This is a genomic window from Limnothrix sp. CMB-01, from assembly GCF_055193175.1.
Genome location: NZ_CM143720.1, coordinates 1 through 17,629, shown reverse-complemented (window position 1 = coordinate 17,629; position 17,629 = coordinate 1). Strand labels below are relative to the sequence as shown.

Here is a 17,629-nt window from a genome sequence, read left to right as displayed (position 1 = left end):
TTTCGTCATGAACTGCCTGATTTACAGTAATGACCTGGGTGGTGTACCATGCCGGCCAAGTTTCGGGCGTATTCTCCAAACCGTGTAGTGTAAGAGGATACACATCCTCATCAGTCGCAAAATTTGTCAGGAATTCTGGACATCATGCGGCAATATTATTGGTCACAGCCTGTTTCAAAGCCGACCACGACACCGGCTGAGGCGCATATCTCCGCCTTACGAGCATCGCCGGAAACTGACCTAGAAACCCTGCGTCGCCAGCATGAGTTAATCCTGAATGCGGTGGGCGAGGGGGTCTATGGGCTGGATCAGCAGGTCGAGTAACCTTTGTGAATCCAGCGGCGGCCAGCATGATTGGTTGGGAAATTCAGGACTTAATTGGTCAGTCTATGCATTCGGTTTTGCATCATTCCAAACCCGATGGCCAACCCTATCCCATCCATGACTGCCCAATCTATCAAGCTTTTCAAGACGGACGAATTCATCGTGCCAACACGGAAGTTTTTTGGCGCAAGGATGGATCGAGTTTTCCCGTTGAATATATCAGCACGCCCATGCAAGATCAGCAGGGAAATGTGATTGGAACGGTGGTTACCTTCCAAGATATTACCCAACGCAAATGGGCAGAGACTTTGTTGCAGCGAACCAATGAAGAGCTTGAGTTGAAAGTGCGCGATCGCACGGCTCAACTTCATCGTGCCAATCAAGAACTACAGGAGCTAAGCGATCTCAAATCTCGCTTTGTTTCGATGGTTTGTCATGAATTTCGTAATCCGCTCAATAATATTTTGCTGTCAGCATCATCGCTTGACCGTTACGATGCACAGCTTTCCCATGAGCAGCGCCATAATTATCTTCAGGGAGTCAAGAATGATGTAGAGCGAATGACTCAAATGATTGATGACATTCTAGTGATCGGTAAAACTGAGGCCCATAAGCTAATGGTTCAACCTCAGCCGATCGAGCTAGTGCAGTTTTGCCATGGCTTGGTAGCAGAAATGCAGGCGACATCTGCTCAACAGTCACTATCGATGTTGAGTCGGCATCGTCATGTGATGGCCAATTTAGACGAAAAACTATTGCGATCGATTCTGACCAACATTCTCTCTAATTCAATTCGATATTCCCATCACCATCAAAGCCCAATTTGTTTGCGACTGTCAAAGCGCAGTGGCCAGGTGACGTTCCAAATTTGCGATCAAGGCATCGGCATTCCCCGCGAAGATTTACCCCACTTATTTGAACCTTTTCGTCGAGGTAAGAATGTCAGTAATATTCCTGGAACTGGTTTGGGTTTGAATATTGTCAAGCGCTTTGTAGACTTGCAGCATGGAACAATCAAAGTAGACAGCAAGCTTAATGTGGGGACGACTTTTAAAATTACGTTACCGCTTGGTTGGAGCGAAACATAGAAATAAGCCATCAATTGCGAGATGAAGCGAGCGATCGCAGCGAAATCGCCCAAACAAGTATTTCTAATTTGCATGGGGCTGGCTGATCAGTTGCAGAGATTCAGAGGATTGGTTGCATGGGGATCGGGCGATCGCGCTAGAATCGGCTCCACTGTGCTATTTCAAGGGCCGATGGGCAACACCACCGACTCCTGCATGTCCCAATACGATATTCCGGCGCTGATTGCTGGCTATTCGCGCGGCTATTTTTTAATGGCCGATGAAACGGGTAACGATTTGGGCTGGTATTGCAGCCGGGAACGGACACTGATTCCGCTGGACGATCGCTTCCGATATCCCAAGTCCCTGCGGCGAGTACTGAATCAAAATCGGTTTACGGTGGCGATTGATTCAGCATTTCGGGATGTGGTGGAAGGCTGTGCCTATCGGGACACCACTTGGATCTCGGAAGAGCTAAAGGAAATTTATTGGGCGCTCCATTGCGCTGGCTATGCCCACAGTTTTGAAACCTGGCAGGGCGACCACCTGGCCGGTGGCGTTTTGGGGATTGTGATTGGTGGGGCGTTCATTGGCGAATCGATGTTTTATCAAATTCCCGATGGCTCAAAGGTGGCAATGGTCAAGCTGGCTGAGCATCTGCGCCGTCGCGATTTTCTGTTGTTTGATGCCCAGATGATGAATCCACACTTGGAACGATTTGGGCTTATAACATCCGCGATCGCCACTACGAGGTGCTGTTGCATCGTGCAACCCAGCATCGCTGCTCATTTTGCTAGCCATTTTGCCAGGGGTTAGCAATGCAGTTAGCCAAGCGGTTAGCAACGCAGTTAGCCAGTTTGAAAAAGTCAGGGATCAAAAAGCGATCGACTCCCCTGTTTCAGGAATCGATCGCGCTATGCCAAACGGTGAGTAACGCTGGCAATTGTTCGGAAATTGTTCCGCAAACCACCGTTCATCGGGTGGTGGTAATGGGACGCTAATCAACTGAGATCAGTAATCAACTGGGAGTAATTACTTACCGACGGCGGAAGCTGCCAAAGCTCGATCGCATCCGCACGGGCGATCGCCCAAAGCTGCTGCCAAAGCTGCTGCGGGGCCGGGGAGCAGCCACGCGACGGTTAGGGGTGCTGCGGAAGGTGCTGCTCCCAAAGCCGGAGCCAGTGGCCTTGGCTCGGTTGTTGGCGGCCGGGCGGTTCAGCCCCGTGGCGTTGCGAGCCACATTGCCGGTGGCGCGGAACTGCTGGCGGTTGCGCTCGGCCACGGGCAGCGTTGTAGCGGTTTTGATAGCTGCTGATGGCATCACCGTAGCTGCGACCATAGCCGCCGTAGCCCACCAAGGGGCGACCGGCAAACAGGCCGGGGCAGCACGTAATGGGGTGCAAACAAAGCATTCGCCACCACTTGACCCGCGATCGCCCCAGCAAAGGGAGACCAGAAACTAGACTCACGGCGAACAATCACCGTTTGTTGCTCACCCGTTTGGGGATTGGTTTGGACAGCGGTTTCGCTATGGAGATATTCGATTTTGAAGTCTTCGTTGAGGTACAGCACGGGCCGACCGTCTTTCATGGCCAGGTAGGGCTTTTTCCCTTGGGCGATCGCCTCGTCATCCAGCCGGGCCATCTGCAACTCGGAGGTACGAAAAACCGGCGAAGCACCAGCGGGCGTGTTTAACAGCATCAGGGCATATTCCCCCGTGCCGTCGTCATAGGCGGCCTGCTGAACCGGATAGTCGCCCGTGGGCAGGGATTTGGCAGCACTAGGCGCGGCGGCCACAATGGCGCTGGGCAAGGCTTCCGCTCGCACCACCGTTGGTGAGCCGGTGATCGTGACCCAGGCGATCGCGATCGCCAGTACCAAAGCCAATAATTTTCGGAGCATAGGGCTATCTCAAAACAACAAAATCACGCTTGAGGCCATTGGGCGGCCAAGAAGCTGAGTTCTGTGGTGAAGCCGGCAATGGTGAAGTCTGCAATCCGCCAGCAACGAATCGATCGCGCGGTGGCGGCCGAACCAAGAGCCGCAGCCCCAAAACAGCAAGCCAAAACAGCAAGCGAGCATTGATTAAAAAAGACCGACCCTGATTTCTCGGATTGTGATTCCGATGGGACGGCATTCCTCCAAAAGACCCCCTAAGCGGGAGTTTCTACAGCGGAATCAGTTCCGGGAAATTTTGCAGGAGCTGATCATTCGTTAGCTCATCTCCCAGACGGGCAGGGGCAAAGTGTACCTGCACAGCCCGCAATTTTTGATTGTAGTGGAGGTTTGCCAGGCCCTTGAGACCCGTTGCTAAGGCTTCAGAATCGGCCAGGTTGGTTTCGAGGCTGGGACTTCGCCTTCATAGCCCACCGTCAACATCACCAACAGGTTGCTCGTGGCCGGAGGGTCAGCAGGTCGTCATCCAGTTGGCTGGGCAAATCCAGGTCAGGTTGACTGAGATAGCGGTCCGCCGAGTCGGTGAATAGGTCATTGAACCGATCGCCCGCTTCTCCTTCATCCCAAAACACATCCCCCTCATTGCTGGCGGACTGCCAATAGGTTCGATATTGCAGCAGGCTTTCGCAAAGGTCTGACAGGCCCTGGCCCAAAACGTCCAAGTCCCCTTCCGCTTCGATCGCCTCCCGAGCAATTTGGTTGAGCTTGCCCAGCAAGGGGGCCACTTCTGACCCAGCTAGATGCACAAAAATGCGGGTGACGACGAAGCGGCTTTTGCCCGTCAGTCGATTCCACTGATCACCTAAACTCATGGTTCTGGAACGCTGTTGACGCGATGTTGACGCGGTACTGATTCGGTCTTGATTCAGTCTTGATTCGGTACTGATTCGAGATCAAATCAATCCGGTTTGAATGCAAATTGAATACAAATTGAATGCAACAGGAGTGGCTCAAAATCCAAAAGCGTGCAAGCCTTGGCTTGCTTACTGTCCAGCTTATCCTGTGGAGCGGGGGTGGCTCTGGCGAGATAACCGACCGCTGGCCGGCCTAGCGGAATGATGGCTAATCGGGTATCGACTGCGTTGCATTCCTGAGGCGTGGTGGGACAAAGGGAGTTTTAGGGAAGTGATCGATCGCGCGATCGGGGCAAATGGGCGGCGTTTGGGCGATGATTCGGCGGTAGTCGGGATTTGGGAATGGTGAAAGGTGTGCGGAGTGGTTGGTGTTGGCGAGCGATCGGGCTGGTGGGCTGCCTGGGATGGCTGTGGGGTGGAATCCTGACCCCAGCCGGGGCCGAGCCGGGGCCGGCTGTGCAAGCGCCCCAAACGCCCTTGGACTGGCGTTATCAATATCGCAAAGTGCGCCATCCCCAAGGATTTTGGGCGATCGAACTGCCGATCGATTGGAATATGCCGCTCCATCGGGATTATCACTCGGTGTTCTATAGTGAGCCCATCGCCCCGTCTCGAGGATGGCAACCCAAACCCCTGCCCCATCGCTGATTCGGTTGGATTTGGTACTGCTAGATTAATCGATGGAAGCGGCGGAAACGGATTTAACAACTCGGGCAGAAGCGGCAGGCTTGACCTTAACCGAGCGATCGACTCTGAGCTTGGCCGGGCTATTTGCTGTGCGAATGGTTTTAGATTCAGTGATTTCAGATCGGGTGATTGCAGATCAAGTAATCTCGGATCAGGCGATGCCAAATCCGGTGAGTTCAGAGGCCAAAGACGCAAAGGACACAAAACCAGAAGCGGGCCCAGAGTTCGATCGCACCTGGCTCACCCTGATTCCCGTCACCCCGCGTTTGAGTTTGTTGCTGGTGGGGAGCTATAACCCCCGCGAAAATCCGACGGCGGAGGCGGTGCTAACCAAAATTCACCGCTCGATCGAGCTGTTTTTTGAGCAACCCACCGACATACGCACACCGGCCCAGCAGTTACTTCCCCTGGAGTTGCCGCCCTTGGAAAATTCACCCGGCGAGCAGGAACCCCAAACCCCCTAGAAATAATCCAATTCAAAACAACTCAACACAATTCAATTCAAAACCATCCCAACTATCAAAACCATCAAAAATGGGGCGATCGAGAAGTTCGATCGCCCCATTAGTTAATTCCTGGTTAATGCATGGGTCACTGATAACAGGCCCTTGGAATTAAGAACCCACCGTAGCCGGTTCCAGCTTTTCCAGCATCAGCTTCGATCGCTTCAACAGGGCTGGCACTGGAATTGGGTAGCGACCATTGAAACAAGCCGTACAGAAATTCTGCGTGGCATCTTGGGTCGCTTCCAGCATCCCTTCTTCGCTCAGGTAAGCCAGCGTATCCACACCAATTTGATTGGCAATTTCCTGCACTGACTTGGTGGCCGCAATCAGTTGCGATTGGTTATCCGTGTCGATGCCATAGAAGCAAGGATGGGTGACCGGCGGCGAAGAAATGCGCATGTGAACTTCCGTGGCTCCCGCATCCCGCAAGGCTTTTACGATCTTGCGGCTGGCGGTTCCCCGGACGATTCAATTATCCACAATAATCACCCGTTTGCCCGCGAGCACATCCCGCAACGGGTTCAGCTTCATCCGAATTCCCGATTCCCGCATGGTTTGGGTCGGTTGAATGAAGGTGCGGCCCACGTAGCGGTTTTTGATCAACCCTTCGGCGTAGGTGATGCCCGAAACCTGGGAATAGCCGATCGCGGCAGGAACACCGGAATCGGGCACAGCAATCACAATGTCCGCATCGATCGGGGTTTCGATCGCCAAACGCCGTCCCAACCGCATCCGATAGCTATAGAGGCTGTCGTTGTGGAACTTGCTGTCTGGGCGAGCGAAATAGATCATCTCAAAAACGCACAGCTTCGGCTCCGGCTGCGTGGCCCAAAAGAAGGAGGCGAGACCATCGTTCGTGATCCAAACCATTTCCCCCGGTTCCACATCCCGCAGATAGTCCGCGCCGATGATGTCTAGGGCACAGGTTTCCGAAGCCAGCACATAGCGCTCGGGCGCACCGGGCAGCGTGCCAATCACCAGCGGTCGCACGCCGTTGGTGTCGCGAGTGCCGATCATGCCGTCGGGAGTCCCAATGACCAAACTGAAGGCCCCTTGGCATTGCTGGAAGCCCAATGGCCCCTTCCATCCAACCCAAACCGCTGTCCACCTCTTGGCCAATGGCGATCGCGATCGCCTTCGGAGTCCGTGGTGGTGGCAAATTCACAGTTGCGGGCGGCCAAGGAATCTCGCAGTTCCGCCGTGTTGACCAAGTTGCCATTGTGGGCCAGGGCCAAAGACCCCAAGCGCGTTTTCACCACGGCCGGTTGTGCATTGACACGACGGCTGGATCCGGTGGTGGAGTAGCGGGTGTGGCCCACGGCCAAATTTCCCGGTAGCTCTTGCAGAATTTTTTCGTTGAAGACTTGCGAAACGAGGCCCATGTCCTTGTGGACATGCACCGTTGAGCCATCAAAGGTGGCAATCCCCGCCGATTCTTGCCCCCGGAGCTGGAGTGCAAAGAGTGAAAATAAGCAAGGGTGGCGATGTTTTCGCCCGGCGTGTAAACCCCAAAACGCCACAGGCTTCTTCGGGTTTGTCGGGCCGATTGCCCATCAGATTGAACAGGTCTTCAGACTCGGAGGGAAACATTGGGCGACAATGACTCCTAGCAGCAAGAGCGGGTGAATTAGCAAAAGACGGTCAGAATCGCGATCGAGTGAGGCTGGCGCGGCTGGTTAGCGCAATGTTTCCTGAGCCAGGTGATTCCTGGTGCAGCGATTGGAAGCCAAAAAATCGGCCACTCAGGAAGTTAACAAGCTCTTAACGATCCCGCCTTAACAGTAACAGAAGTTGCGGAATCGATCGGCTGTGGCGATGGCGAATTCAAGGGCAATCATCATCGGGGCAATTTCCATGGCATCCCGATCGCGTCTCCATGATCCTGGCTGGCTCCCGATCGGCTTGCTGGGCAAGCACCAAGCTCGCCCCTGTGGCTGATCAGCGGTTCATCGCCTGATTGCACTGCTGATTGATTGTCGTTGATTATCAAGTCGATTGTTATCTATTATCAACCTGACTATTCAATGAACGATTAAACGATTAATCGATAACGATCAGCAGTGATCCTTGGTGGGCGATCGATTGGCGCGAGATGACGATGACGGGGCAATCTCCCTTAAACCAACCGCTCCATCCGGCGGGCGATCGCCTTGCTCCAGCCTTCGGTCATGGTTGCCAGGGCCGGATTGATCGCCGTTGCGCCGTCCGGTGCGTCGATCACCAGCCGATCGCCCCGACGGTTCCCAGCTTGGCCCAATCGGAGCCGAGCTGCTCGGTCAACCAGGCTTCAAAATCAGCCGCCCCATCGCCCGCCACGGACACCACGATCCGCGCGCCGCCTTCGCCGAACAGGCCGCATTCCCAGCGATCGGCTCTGGGCTCGATCGCGACTGTTGCGCCCAGGTTGCCGCTAATGCAGGACTCGGCCAGGGTGACAGCCAGGCCGCCTTCCGCGCAGTCGTGGGCCGATTCAATCCAGCCCTGGCGAATGCCGTTGCGACAAGCGGCTTGCACGGCCCGCTCCCGATCGAACTCCACCACGGGCGGCCGACCGGCGATCGTGCCATGGATCGCCGCCAGATAATCCGACGCGCCCAGGGTGACAGGAGCTTGCGCGCCCAGCAGATAGATGCCATCGCCCGCCCCTTGGAAGCCCTGGCCGGCGATTTGGTGAATGTTCTCGATCGCCCCCACCATGCCCACCACGGGCGTGGGATAGATCGCCTGGGGATTGCCCTCGGAATCCAAGGTTTCGTTATAGAGCGACACGTTGCCGCCCGTGACCGGCGTACCCAACTCCCGGCAGGCATCGGCCAGGCCGCGACAAGCATTGGCCAACTGCCAATAGCCCACGGGCTTTTCGGGGCTGCCGAAGTTGAGGTTATCGGTCACGGCCAGCGGTTCCGCCCCCACGCAAGACAGGTTGCGGGCCGCCTCCGCCACCACACCCAAGGCCCCTTGGTAGGGGTCGAGGTACACATGGCGAGCATTGCAATCCACCGTGGCCGCCACGCCCTTGTTGAAGGGAGTGGTCGCGTCGGTCACCAGTTGGGCCGCAGCCCGCACCACCGCCGCATCGGCTCCACCGGGCACGATCACCGTGTTGTTTTGCACCTGGTGATCGTATTGGCGATAGACCCAGGATTTTGAGGCGATCGAGGGGGTTTCCAGCAGGCTTTGCAGCACCGCGCTCCAGGGGCGATCGCCCAACCCTGTCACCGAACAAGCGGGAACGAGTCCGGCGACCAAGCCCAGGCCGTTCGGCGTAGGCCGGCGCTTCCGCCATCAGTTCCCGGCGATAGATCGGGGTGTTGTCCGCCAGGGCCGTCGCCGGAATTTCCGCCGCGATTCCCCCCTGGAACCGAATCCGGACGATCGACTCCTCGATCACTTCCCCAGCCACCACCGCTTGCAGACCCCAGCGATGGAAGATGTCGATCAGCTCCTGTTCGCGGCCCTTGTGCGCCACAAACAACATCCGCTCCTGGGACTCCGACAGCAAATATTCGTAGGGAACCATCCCCGACTCGCGCACGGGAATCTTGTCGAGATCTAAATCAATGCCTACGCCGCCCTTGGCCGCCATTTCCGCCGTGGAGCAGGTGATGCCCGCCGCGCCCATGTCCTGGTCGCTGCCACTGCGCCGGTTTTGAAGGCTTCCAACAGGCTTCGATCAGGGACTTTTCGAGGAACGGATTACCCACCTGTACGGCCGGGCGATCGTCCATCGACTCATCGGTCAACTCCGCGCTGGCAGCCTGCCCCGCCCATGCCGTCGCGGCCCGTTGTGGATTCCCATGTACAGCACCGGGTTGCCAATGCCATAGGCTCCCGCCTTGACGATTTCCGGTGTTTCCATCAGCCCCAGGGCCATGGCATTCACCAGCGGGTTGCCACTGTAAGCGGGGTCAAAATAGACCTCACCGCCAACGGTGGGCACGCCCACGCAGTTGCCGTAGTGGGAAATGCCAGCCACCACCCCTTCAAACAGGCGGCGGTTGCGGGCATCATCCAGGGAGCCAAACCGCAGGGCATTCAAAATGGCGATCGGGCGGGCCCCCATGGTGAAGATGTCCCGCAGGATGCCGCCCACGCCGGTCGCCGCCCCCTGGAAGGGTTCCACGGCGGACGGGTGGTTGTGGGATTCGATCTTGAAGGCCAGGTGCAGCCCATCGCCCAGATCCACCACGCCAGCGTTTTCGCCGGGGCCCACGAGGATGCGCGGGCCGCTGGTGGGAAATTGGCTGAGCAGGGGGCGAGAATTCTTGTAGCAGCAGTGTTCCGACCACATCACACCAAACATCCCCAGTTCGGCTTTGTTGGGGTGGCGGCCCAGTCGATTCACAATATCGACGTATTCATCGGGCTTGATGCCTTCGGCGGTGATTTCAGCGATCGGGAAGGGTGCGGATTCGAGAACGGTTTCGGGGGTTGACACGGCTTTGGTGGCGCGATTCAGAAAGCGCCCTAATTGTACAACCGAGGCGATCGGCGTGCCCGCCCCCACTTCCCTTACTCCTTCAGTAACTAAAGTTCAGTTTATCTTGTAGCTCGCAAGCACTATAGCAGCGCACAGCTAGTGAAGTAATGGTACGGCTCTACCAGAGTAGTGATCACAGGCACCATCAGGGATGATGTGGTAGTGGTAAAATTGTTGTAGACATCTAAAATTATTGTAGGCATCAGGGTTCTATTTAACCTTTACTCAGTTATTCGCAGCTCTTAATACTACCTTAAGACTGAAATCAACACAGGAACAATCGTAAGATGTGAAGCTTGTCCATCGTCAAGGTAAAACACTACTAAGCAATATCTGGGATAATAAAATGGCAACACTTCCTAACTTTTTGGAATCGCGAGAGAAACTAGCAGAATTCTTTTCTCAGCAGTTTACCGACAAGGAAAAAGGACAAGCCTTTGAAGATTTTTGCAAGGCATTAATTATTCAAATGCAAAATCCAAATCAATCTTCTTTGGAAGTAATTCCTGACCTGTCTCGAATTGAAACCACCAAGGGAAGTCATGACAAAGGAATTGACTTGAAAGGTTTTGGGGAAGAAGGACAGCTAGTCCTTATAGGACAATCTAAGTTCAGAATTAGAACCATTGAAGAAATTGATTCAGTTATTTCAAAATTCGAGGGATTTATCCAAGAGACTGATCATCAACAGCCTCCACAACAGCTCAGTCTTCTAAAACATAACTCATCTCTTGGTGATGGTTACGGCATCACCTTTATTGTTTTGACGATGAGTGATTTACGCAGTTCTGAAAATGGTCTTTTGGCAAAATACTCAAGAGCCAACTTGTCATCATGCGCCTTCCACAGAAGCTTAGAAGAGCGAAATAAAATACTATTCATTGATGGAACAGATATCCTATCTATCCTAAAGGCAAACTTTTCCAAGCTTTCCGGAAAACTGCCTGATATAGAACTACGTTTTTATGGGCAAATACTTCAAGTTGAAAATGCTTACATCGGCGTTGTTTCTGGATATGAATTGAAGCGCCTGTACCATGAATTTGGTGAAGCAATTTTCTTTGAAAATATCAGGCTCTTTCTTGGCGAAGGAAGCAAGGTTTCAAAATCTGGAGGTGATAGCGTAAATCAAGTTATTCTCAAAACGGTCAAACAGGAACCAGAAGTGATGCTGGCTCGCAACAATGGAATTACCTTTAGATCATCTAAAATTATTGCTGGTGACACAACAATACTTAATTTGTCCGAGGCAAGCATTATTAATGGTTGTCAAACAACTATGTGTTTCGTCAAGGGATTGATTGATGATGAATCTTTGGAGAAAGATAATATCTCTTTGTACGATAAGCCTCCTTTTGTATTAGTTAAAGTTGTTGAAACAAACAATTCTTGGGATATAGCAAAATCGGCTAATTTTCAGAATGAAGTCGTCCAGATTGATTTGGAGCTGGCAAGGTATTTCCGTCCGCAAATTGTACAGCGCGCCAGTGTAAACCTTGGTATCTTTGCTGAGCAGGCTTCTTTGGAAAATCAAAAAGACACGCCATATTCGATTATTAAAACCATGACGAAAGTAACAGTGGATTATGATTCAACAAGATTCACGTTTATTGGTTTATTTAGTCGAGTGCTAAACAATACAATTGCAGGAGACTATACAGCACTCAGGACAGACCTTCTTGAAGAATTTCTGAGTAATGATGACACCGGACAAAAATATTTGGACTGATTTTTGATATGAACTCTAAGTTTCTTAGTGATTATTCAAAGATTAGTGAATTGAAATCCAGGAAGTCTCAAGAAAAGGATAAAAATCAAGAATCAGTAGCCGATACCCTCTGGTCTCGTCTGGAAAAGCCAAATTACCAAGCATTCATGAATATACTTGTTGCTTGCGTGATTAACCGTAGGAATATCTATGCTCAATCTCGTCAAATTGCATTCCATGAAATGGAAAGCTTTTTAGAAGGAGTTATCAATTTCAATGATAAACAAAGAACTAAGTATTATCTCAGTGCTGGAAAGCGATAACAACAGTGGCAATTGAGAATAAGGTTGCTAGAGAAATAAACCTGAAACAACTGTTTGCCAAATTTCGCGATTTGGGAACTGGCGTTGGCTTTAGCAATCTCTATGAAACTATTACTAGTACATACCTTCTAGAACTAGAGCTTTAGGGTCACGTATTAATGTCGCGTATTAATTCTGTACGATATGGGTTGTCATTTCTCGCACAGCTAGAATCAGGGCAAATTGTGCATCGCCCCAGTCATCCCATGCAAGTCCCCATTTACCAGCAGCTCTGATTCCCATCACCCATCAACTGCGGGCATACTTTCAGTAAAACTACCCCATCGCCTTGATCGACTAATGCTATTCGGCTCATGGGCACGGGGAGAGGCAACCGCTGATTCAGACCTGGATTTATTGGTGGTTTTACGCGATCCGGTTTCACCCAGCCGAGAAATTAGCCAAACCAGTGAATTTATTGGTCAACTTTGCTTACATTACAACATTTTGATATCGCTACTCTTTATGGGGCGATTCGCGCTTTGAATTTGAGAATTCTCCTCTGCTGCGAAATATCCGGCGCGAGGGAATTACACTATGACCCCAGAGCAAGCCGCTCTTTTGGTAAAGTCACAACGCAGCTTGCAAGCAGCCGATAGCCTATTAACGCAGGGCTTCTACGATTTTGCAGTTTCTCGGGCTTATTACGCTGCCTTTTATATCGCAGAAGCCTTGCTAGATCGCGAAGGGTTGGCCTTTTCGAGTCACGCAGCAGTCATCGGTGCTTTTGGACAGCACTTGGCCCGGACAGGGATTGTTCCTGTGAAATTTCACCGGTTTCTAATCGATGCGCAGGCTCAAAGAACTCGCGCTGATTATGACACCAGTTCTGACCTTTCCCTCACTGATGCTCAAGCGCTAATTGATCAGGCACAGGAACTCTATTCCGTTGCGGTAGACCTGCTGCGCGACGAATAGCTACACACGTGATCGCGACAGGATTCGCACCACTTGATTGGGTTGGCCCGTGGGGACGGCGGGACTCCACAGGATGGTTTCGCCGATGCCGCAGAGGTGCAGGCTCTTGACAAGGTGATTGACCGACTCGCTTTGACCCACGAGGATGATCCGGTTGCAGCGATCGTCCAGATGGTTCAGGCGTTCCAGAATGGGTCGATCGCCGTTGGTTGGGGTAGTCATATCGATTGAGCGCTGCTGAATTGACAACAAACTTACTGTAGTCGATTAAGTTGTCAACTCGCAACCTTTACGCGATTTCCCGAGTTTGACACCATGAGCGGCATGGAAGCTGGAAAGCACTACGCGAAACGCTACAGCAACACAACCTCACGCAAAATCGTTTAGCCGTAACGATGGGAATTGCGCGCGGCACGATGAGCCATTGGGTGGCGGAACGCGCGACCCGACGGCGGAAGCCATCCCAACCATTGTGGATGCCCTAGAGCAGTTGAACCCGGAAGCGGCGCGGGCCTTTGTTGAGGCGTATTTAGGCCGGGCGATCGGGAACTGTCACCCAAGCAGATTGAAGATGGAAGCTGAATGGAAGCCGGGAAAGCACTACGCAAAACATTGCAGCAGTACAACATCGCCCAGAATCGACTGGCGGTGAGCATGGGCATCAATCGCGCCACCATTAGCCATTGGTTTGCGGAACACGCCACCCGACGGCGGAATCGATTCCGGCGATCGGGATGCGCTGGAGCATTTGAACCCAGAAGCGGCGCAGGTTTTTGTTGAAGCCTATTTGGCCGGGCGATCGGGGAGCTGGCTCCTAAAGAGTCTGAGGGCGAGGGCTGAGCGGAAACGGCCGGAAAAGCATTACGCGAAACACCCCACAGTTAGCCTGCTGTCCGAAGTCAGCAGACGAGGGCTATGGGTATTGGTTGGCCGGCCAAGAGCGGCCGCAGATGAGCTGTTGATCAGGTCATTCAACAGTTAATTGATTGTGGGCAAAAATGTTAACTGCTGTTAGATTTGTTGTATCTTTCTCAGTCTAATTTAAAAATTTAGCATCCATAAATTTAGGACTCAATTATGTTTTTATACCTCGTGATTTTGCCATGTGCCTTAACAAGTGTTTCAGACTAGGTTTTCTTTAGTTAAAGAGGTGCTTCTTTATACTTTGCACAGTTCACCACTGAGGCTACTGGGCTAAGCAATGACAAGCCATTCAACCCAAAACGGTCTAACCGTTCCGGCTAAATCAATGAAATTTGGACTTCGTTCGATCGGCACTCGCTTGTTTGTGGCGGTGATTCTGCCGCTTCTATTGGTCTGGCAGCTTAGGGTATTTATTTTATAGTGAGCTGAAGTCTGTTCGGATTTTGCAACTAACGTCGGAAACGGATAACAAGGTTCGACATCTTGATGCGGAGCTGCTCAGTGGTGAAACCTTTTTAAAGAGTTTGGTTTCCTAACTATCTTCTTGCACGATAGTGGTGTGCGATCGCCTGAGGCCCTACGAGAAATTAGTACTTTCATTTATGTCAGCTCGTCCTAAGCTGATCACTGGATTTGGGGTGATGCAGTTCCCCAAGGGCTTGGTCGATTGTGAGTGGTTTGGGCCCATATTGAAGAATCTATTCCCATCGCGGGGTTAGCCTGGCTCAAAATCCTAAATTTATGCTGGTTGATTGATGGTAGTAGATTAATATCCCAAGATGCAATATTTTAAAGACGTGGCTAAGGCCCATCGCGATCTTTGGTCAGAGCCTTATATGAATGATAATTATCCCATTCCTGCTCATGACCTTTTCAGGGACGATTCGTAATCAAAAAGGTCAATTAATTGCCGTGATGAACGGAGATATTAATATTGATGATCTTAATAAAGATATTGATGCTAGTGATTCTTAATTTGAGTCAAGATGATCCTTCAATTCAATAGCAATGGCTACCATGCCCTAATCACAAAAAATGGGCAACTCTTGAGTTATTCTCTTGATTCCTTGTCAGGCTGCCCAAATGGCTAATGTTTCATCCATTCCATCCCTAAAACCGGTTTGGGAACAAATTCGTTACCAAATTAACCAAGGCATTGAAAAATCACATTTTGAATCTGATTCAATCTATTGGGTTTATCAAACAGTTCCCAGAACCCAATGGGTGATGCTGGAAGTGATTCCCTATGATGACGGTTGCCAAGCCTGCTCTGCTAGGAGCCATTAGCGCCACAATCATTGCAGCCGTCTTTTTGCTTTTGGTTGTTTGGTTATTTATTCGATTTTTAAATTGCTGTTTGCAACCCATTTTAGATGTTTGCGATTGCACTATTGGGATTATAGGGACATCAACAATTCAGGCGATGAAATTAGCCACTTGTCTGATGTCTTTTTCAATATGGTTAATCAGCAGCAAACCCTACTGCGAAAGTTGCAAACAGCCAACAATCAACTCGCGCAGTCAAAATCCACTGAACAGATAATTTCTTGGAACCATGAGCCACCAACTCCGCACTCCGTTAAATACAATTTTGGGAGTGGCGGAAATTTTGCAAGAGGGTATCTTTGGTGGAGTTAATAAGCAACAGCACAAAGCCTTAGAAAATATTGAAAAAGTGGCGCGCATCTTCTGGCTTTAATTAACGATATTTTGGATATTGCCAAAATCGAGTCGGAATTTTTGGAGCTGAATTGCACGACCGTCGCGATCGGGGCGCTTTGCGCATCAAGTGTGGCATTCATTCAGCCCCAAGCCGAACAAAAGAATATTCGACTGGAAACCAATCTATCGCCTAATTTGCCAGATCTATATATCGATGAACGTCGTATCCGCCAAGTTTTTGTTGAATTTGCTCAATAATGCCTTTAAAATTACGCCAGAAGGGGGACACATCACCCTAGAAGTGACTTGCCAAAGGAAGAGGGCGAGGACGAGGCAGACAAAAATGGAGAATTACAAAAATATTTTGTGCGAATTTCGATCACTGATACGGGTATTTGGGATTGCGCCAGAAGATATCAAGCGTCTTTTTCAGCCGTTCGTGCAAATTGATAGTGCCCTCAATCGTAAATATGAGGGAACGGGTTTGGGTTTGGCTCTTAGTGAAGCGAATTGTCGAACTTCACGGTGGTCGTGTGGGGTTGACCAGTGAAGTGAATGTGGTAGTTGTTTTACGTTCGATTTGCCTTATATTGAAAACGCGATTTTCCGTTGGGCGAGAACGGAAGGCAAGCCCAATTTACAGAAAGATCGGGAAACCTGCACTGAAGTAGCCCGAGAATGAGGACTGAAAAGGAATCGCCTAGATTTTTTCGATCGCCAGGTCGCGCAACCAAAGAAGCGATCGTCCTGCCACTCACGACCCTTTTCGCGGCTTAGATAACCGGTGAGTGGGGAAGCCAGTTCGATTGCCACGCTGTGCAGATTTTCCATTTCCAGTAATTTTGGTGGCTGGGAAGTGATATAGACCGCGTGAAGCTTGACTGTGCTGGCTCCTCTATTTTGATCTGTTACTTGTTAGTCGTTTCAGGCAATCAATCAAAAATGCACGAATTCGCAATTGTTCGATTTTTTCATCTATATAAGTTATTGATTTGGTCATCGGCTTCTTGAGCATAGGGCGGATTTTTTAGGCAATTTTTCTAGCTCCCATAAATTCAACGAACCAGGATAGGAAACATTGAGCTTAACCAAGCGTTCTAGGGTGGTGGGTTTAATCAAATTCTATACGGTTGCCTTGGGCTGTTTTTTGAGCATGGTGGTTGGGTTCACCAACAGAAGTCACTAATTTTATGGCTTGTTCATAGTCTTCAGGATTGAGATATTTGTTACCAAGTTTCATAAGCTGCGAAACACACCCCATCGGGTAGCGTATCGCGGCTGCTGGATTTACATTCACCGATGATTAAATAGGGCGATTCACAAACAAAATCTTAGACCGCCTGCGCCGCCAACACTATCGGGATCAAGGTGAGCTTTGGGGTTTTGATTGCGGTTAGAAAATCCCAAAGAAAATCATGGCTTGGCGCACCAGCCGCTCGAAATTCATTGCCTTCGCTGGATGCGCCGACTTTAGAAATTTTGCTCATCCAGGGACTGAGACGGACGATCGCCCTGGCACGCGCCACCCCAAAGGCTTGGATGCGGTTGTCGTAATTGTGTGGCGCTGGGCAGTGTGTTGGCTAAATCAGCAAGGGTGGATTGGAGGGCTTCGAGTTCTGAATGTTCGGGCGGCTGTCGATCGCGTAGTCGTCGCGATCGCCTGTTTGAAAACCGCTTCTGGCAGCACCGGCTCAGGATTTTCCGCTGTGAAGGGACGGGCATCACCACGGATTTTCCGATCGCGCTGCGAGGCTCTTCAAAATCGGTGCTCCAGCGGGTGGGGGGTGAAGCAGTCGAAAAGCACGGACGGTGGCTAGGAAGAAATGTCCTTTGGTGGTGATTCAGCTGAGCGAGGAAATCCTCAGACCAAATGGTGAGGGCCTGGCGATCGCGTCAAATGAACCGGCGAAAGTCGTCAATAATTTGGCATTTCACACAGGCGACGATCGCCCGGATGGGCAGGGAAAGCTCTCGGAACCCGAAATCTGCGAATCGGTAAGGGCGATCGGGTGCTATTGGGGATTGAGGCGATTCCGGGAATCGGCTGAAGCGCCAACATACGCTGGGGGCTTGATGAACGTGGCGGACACACATCGCCAACATTCGCCCTTGCAACAGTGCCTAGAAATCTCAGATTCTGGCAAGCAGAGGGCGGCGGTGGGTTTGGGTTGTAGTTCCATG

Annotated in this window: 20 protein-coding genes and 4 pseudogenes; 17 read left to right on the top strand and 7 right to left on the bottom strand. The window is 51.4% G+C overall.

The annotated features are described in order from the left end of the window. The first annotated feature begins 123 nt into the window (after positions 1 to 123). From ACZA91_RS00120 to ACZA91_RS00105, 4 genes and pseudogenes are all read left to right on the top strand, one after another. A complete protein-coding gene (locus tag ACZA91_RS00120) occupies positions 124 to 324 on the top strand; it encodes a hypothetical protein (RefSeq protein ID WP_463184116.1) in 201 nt (66 codons plus the stop codon). Positions 325 to 329: 5 nt separating this feature from the next. Continuing rightward, complete coding sequence (locus tag ACZA91_RS00115; RefSeq protein WP_463184114.1) at positions 330 to 1,412, top strand: PAS domain-containing sensor histidine kinase; 1,083 nt, start codon at positions 330 to 332, stop codon at positions 1,410 to 1,412. A 195-nt stretch (positions 1,413 to 1,607) separates the two neighbouring features. Then, positions 1,608 to 2,188, top strand: a pseudogene (gene aat, locus ACZA91_RS00110) (leucyl/phenylalanyl-tRNA--protein transferase). Positions 2,189 to 2,209: 21 nt separating this feature from the next. After that, positions 2,210 to 2,392, top strand: a complete 183-nt coding sequence (locus ACZA91_RS00105) for a hypothetical protein (RefSeq protein WP_463184050.1) — start codon at positions 2,210 to 2,212, stop codon at positions 2,390 to 2,392. A 35-nt stretch (positions 2,393 to 2,427) separates the two neighbouring features. On the opposite strand, the gene ACZA91_RS00100 is transcribed toward ACZA91_RS00105, so the two are convergent. The 3 genes and pseudogenes from ACZA91_RS00100 to ACZA91_RS00090 all read right to left on the bottom strand — a co-directional run bounded on the left by ACZA91_RS00100 (position 2,428) and on the right by ACZA91_RS00090 (position 4,159). Further along, positions 2,428 to 2,712, bottom strand: a complete 285-nt coding sequence (locus tag ACZA91_RS00100) for a hypothetical protein (RefSeq protein ID WP_463184112.1) — start codon at positions 2,710 to 2,712, stop codon at positions 2,428 to 2,430. Next, positions 2,712 to 3,293 carry a hypothetical protein gene (locus tag ACZA91_RS00095; RefSeq protein WP_463184111.1) on the bottom strand — a complete coding sequence of 194 codons (582 nt, stop codon included), beginning with the start codon at positions 3,291 to 3,293 and terminating at the stop codon, positions 2,712 to 2,714. The genes ACZA91_RS00100 and ACZA91_RS00095 overlap by 1 nt, the downstream gene beginning before the upstream one ends. 265 nt (positions 3,294 to 3,558) lie before the next feature. Continuing rightward, positions 3,559 to 4,159, bottom strand: a pseudogene (locus ACZA91_RS00090) (DUF1517 domain-containing protein). 384 nt (positions 4,160 to 4,543) lie between these two features. On the opposite strand from ACZA91_RS00090, the gene ACZA91_RS00085 reads away from it, so the two are divergent. Beyond that, positions 4,544 to 4,849, top strand: a complete 306-nt coding sequence (locus tag ACZA91_RS00085) for a hypothetical protein (protein WP_463184109.1) — start codon at positions 4,544 to 4,546, stop codon at positions 4,847 to 4,849. Between the two features lie 32 nt (positions 4,850 to 4,881). Continuing rightward, complete coding sequence (locus ACZA91_RS00080) at positions 4,882 to 5,352, top strand: hypothetical protein (RefSeq protein WP_463184106.1); 471 nt, start codon at positions 4,882 to 4,884, stop codon at positions 5,350 to 5,352. Positions 5,353 to 5,502: 150 nt separating this feature from the next. On the opposite strand, the pseudogene purF reads toward ACZA91_RS00080, so the two are convergent. Then, a pseudogene (gene purF, locus ACZA91_RS00075) lies at positions 5,503 to 6,984 on the bottom strand (amidophosphoribosyltransferase). Between the two features lie 225 nt (positions 6,985 to 7,209). Between purF and ACZA91_RS00070 the strand changes: the two are divergent. After that, positions 7,210 to 7,332, top strand: a complete 123-nt coding sequence (locus ACZA91_RS00070; protein WP_463184105.1) for a hypothetical protein — start codon at positions 7,210 to 7,212, stop codon at positions 7,330 to 7,332. 178 nt (positions 7,333 to 7,510) lie between these two features. On the opposite strand, the pseudogene purL reads toward ACZA91_RS00070, so the two are convergent. Then, positions 7,511 to 9,832: pseudogene (gene purL / locus ACZA91_RS00065) on the bottom strand (phosphoribosylformylglycinamidine synthase subunit PurL). Between the two features lie 331 nt (positions 9,833 to 10,163). On the opposite strand from purL, the gene ACZA91_RS00060 reads away from it, so the two are divergent. The 4 genes from ACZA91_RS00060 (at position 10,164) to ACZA91_RS00045 (ending at position 12,862) form a co-directional block, all read left to right on the top strand. Next, a complete protein-coding gene (locus tag ACZA91_RS00060; RefSeq protein ID WP_463184103.1) occupies positions 10,164 to 11,603 on the top strand; it encodes an AIPR family protein in 1,440 nt (479 codons plus the stop codon). An 8-nt stretch (positions 11,604 to 11,611) separates the two neighbouring features. After that, complete coding sequence (locus ACZA91_RS00055; protein WP_463184101.1) at positions 11,612 to 11,905, top strand: hypothetical protein; 294 nt, start codon at positions 11,612 to 11,614, stop codon at positions 11,903 to 11,905. Between the two features lie 339 nt (positions 11,906 to 12,244). Then, the gene (locus ACZA91_RS00050; protein WP_463184098.1) at positions 12,245 to 12,430 is read left to right on the top strand and encodes a nucleotidyltransferase domain-containing protein; all 186 of its coding nucleotides are present in this window, start codon (positions 12,245 to 12,247) and stop codon (positions 12,428 to 12,430) included. 51 nt (positions 12,431 to 12,481) lie between these two features. Beyond that, entirely contained in the window at positions 12,482 to 12,862 is a 381-nt protein-coding gene (locus ACZA91_RS00045; RefSeq protein ID WP_190530559.1) for a HEPN domain-containing protein, read from the top strand. Here the strand turns inward: ACZA91_RS00045 and ACZA91_RS00040 are convergent, their stop codons facing one another. Further along, positions 12,863 to 13,084 (bottom strand): hypothetical protein, encoded by a 222-nt coding sequence (locus ACZA91_RS00040; protein WP_463184097.1) that lies wholly within the window; start codon positions 13,082 to 13,084, stop codon positions 12,863 to 12,865. A gap of 360 nt (positions 13,085 to 13,444) precedes the next feature. Here ACZA91_RS00040 and ACZA91_RS00035 point away from each other — a divergent pair, with 360 nt between their 5' ends. The 5 genes from ACZA91_RS00035 (at position 13,445) to ACZA91_RS00015 (ending at position 15,998) form a co-directional block, all read left to right on the top strand. Further along, entirely contained in the window at positions 13,445 to 13,642 is a 198-nt protein-coding gene (locus tag ACZA91_RS00035; protein ID WP_463184094.1) for a helix-turn-helix domain-containing protein, read from the top strand. A 1,390-nt stretch (positions 13,643 to 15,032) separates the two neighbouring features. Next, positions 15,033 to 15,329: a hypothetical protein gene (locus ACZA91_RS00030; protein WP_463184092.1), complete on the top strand. Its 297-nt coding sequence runs from the start codon at positions 15,033 to 15,035 to the stop codon at positions 15,327 to 15,329. A 12-nt stretch (positions 15,330 to 15,341) separates the two neighbouring features. Further along, positions 15,342 to 15,485: a histidine kinase dimerization/phospho-acceptor domain-containing protein gene (locus ACZA91_RS00025; RefSeq protein WP_463184091.1), complete on the top strand. Its 144-nt coding sequence runs from the start codon at positions 15,342 to 15,344 to the stop codon at positions 15,483 to 15,485. An 11-nt stretch (positions 15,486 to 15,496) separates the two neighbouring features. Further along, the gene (locus tag ACZA91_RS00020) at positions 15,497 to 15,706 is read left to right on the top strand and encodes a sensor histidine kinase (protein ID WP_463186491.1); all 210 of its coding nucleotides are present in this window, start codon (positions 15,497 to 15,499) and stop codon (positions 15,704 to 15,706) included. Next, positions 15,663 to 15,998 (top strand): ATP-binding protein, encoded by a 336-nt coding sequence (locus ACZA91_RS00015; protein WP_463184088.1) that lies wholly within the window; start codon positions 15,663 to 15,665, stop codon positions 15,996 to 15,998. Before ACZA91_RS00020 ends, ACZA91_RS00015 begins: the two co-directional genes overlap by 44 nt. A 561-nt stretch (positions 15,999 to 16,559) precedes the next feature. Here the strand turns inward: ACZA91_RS00015 and ACZA91_RS00010 are convergent. Beyond that, the gene (locus ACZA91_RS00010) at positions 16,560 to 16,688 is read right to left on the bottom strand and encodes a hypothetical protein (protein ID WP_463184086.1); all 129 of its coding nucleotides are present in this window, start codon (positions 16,686 to 16,688) and stop codon (positions 16,560 to 16,562) included. 354 nt (positions 16,689 to 17,042) lie between these two features. Here ACZA91_RS00010 and ACZA91_RS00005 point away from each other — a divergent pair, with 354 nt between their 5' ends. Beyond that, complete coding sequence (locus ACZA91_RS00005; protein ID WP_463184083.1) at positions 17,043 to 17,288, top strand: hypothetical protein; 246 nt, start codon at positions 17,043 to 17,045, stop codon at positions 17,286 to 17,288. The last annotated feature ends 341 nt before the right edge of the window (positions 17,289 to 17,629 follow it).

Bases quoted from the DNA above. Each gene is read 5' to 3' on its own strand.
- ACZA91_RS00105 (WP_463184050.1), top strand. From the start codon at position 2,210: ATGCAGTTAGCCAAGCGGTTAGCAACGCAGTTAGCCAGTTTGAAAAAG.
- ACZA91_RS00100 (WP_463184112.1), bottom strand. From the start codon at position 2,712: ATGCCATCAGCAGCTATCAAAACCGCTACAACGCTGCCCGTGGCCGAG.
- ACZA91_RS00095 (WP_463184111.1), bottom strand. From the start codon at position 3,293: ATGCTCCGAAAATTATTGGCTTTGGTACTGGCGATCGCGATCGCCTGG.
- ACZA91_RS00085 (WP_463184109.1), top strand. From the start codon at position 4,544: ATGGTGAAAGGTGTGCGGAGTGGTTGGTGTTGGCGAGCGATCGGGCTG.
- ACZA91_RS00080 (WP_463184106.1), top strand. From the start codon at position 4,882: ATGGAAGCGGCGGAAACGGATTTAACAACTCGGGCAGAAGCGGCAGGC.
- ACZA91_RS00070 (WP_463184105.1), top strand. From the start codon at position 7,210: ATGGCGAATTCAAGGGCAATCATCATCGGGGCAATTTCCATGGCATCC.
- ACZA91_RS00055 (WP_463184101.1), top strand. From the start codon at position 11,612: ATGAACTCTAAGTTTCTTAGTGATTATTCAAAGATTAGTGAATTGAAA.
- ACZA91_RS00050 (WP_463184098.1), top strand. From the start codon at position 12,245: ATGCTATTCGGCTCATGGGCACGGGGAGAGGCAACCGCTGATTCAGAC.
- ACZA91_RS00045 (WP_190530559.1), top strand. From the start codon at position 12,482: ATGACCCCAGAGCAAGCCGCTCTTTTGGTAAAGTCACAACGCAGCTTG.
- ACZA91_RS00040 (WP_463184097.1), bottom strand. From the start codon at position 13,084: ATGACTACCCCAACCAACGGCGATCGACCCATTCTGGAACGCCTGAAC.
- ACZA91_RS00035 (WP_463184094.1), top strand. From the start codon at position 13,445: ATGGAAGCCGGGAAAGCACTACGCAAAACATTGCAGCAGTACAACATC.
- ACZA91_RS00030 (WP_463184092.1), top strand. From the start codon at position 15,033: ATGATGACGGTTGCCAAGCCTGCTCTGCTAGGAGCCATTAGCGCCACA.
- ACZA91_RS00025 (WP_463184091.1), top strand. From the start codon at position 15,342: ATGAGCCACCAACTCCGCACTCCGTTAAATACAATTTTGGGAGTGGCG.
- ACZA91_RS00015 (WP_463184088.1), top strand. From the start codon at position 15,663: ATGAACGTCGTATCCGCCAAGTTTTTGTTGAATTTGCTCAATAATGCC.
- ACZA91_RS00010 (WP_463184086.1), bottom strand. From the start codon at position 16,688: ATGAAACTTGGTAACAAATATCTCAATCCTGAAGACTATGAACAAGCC.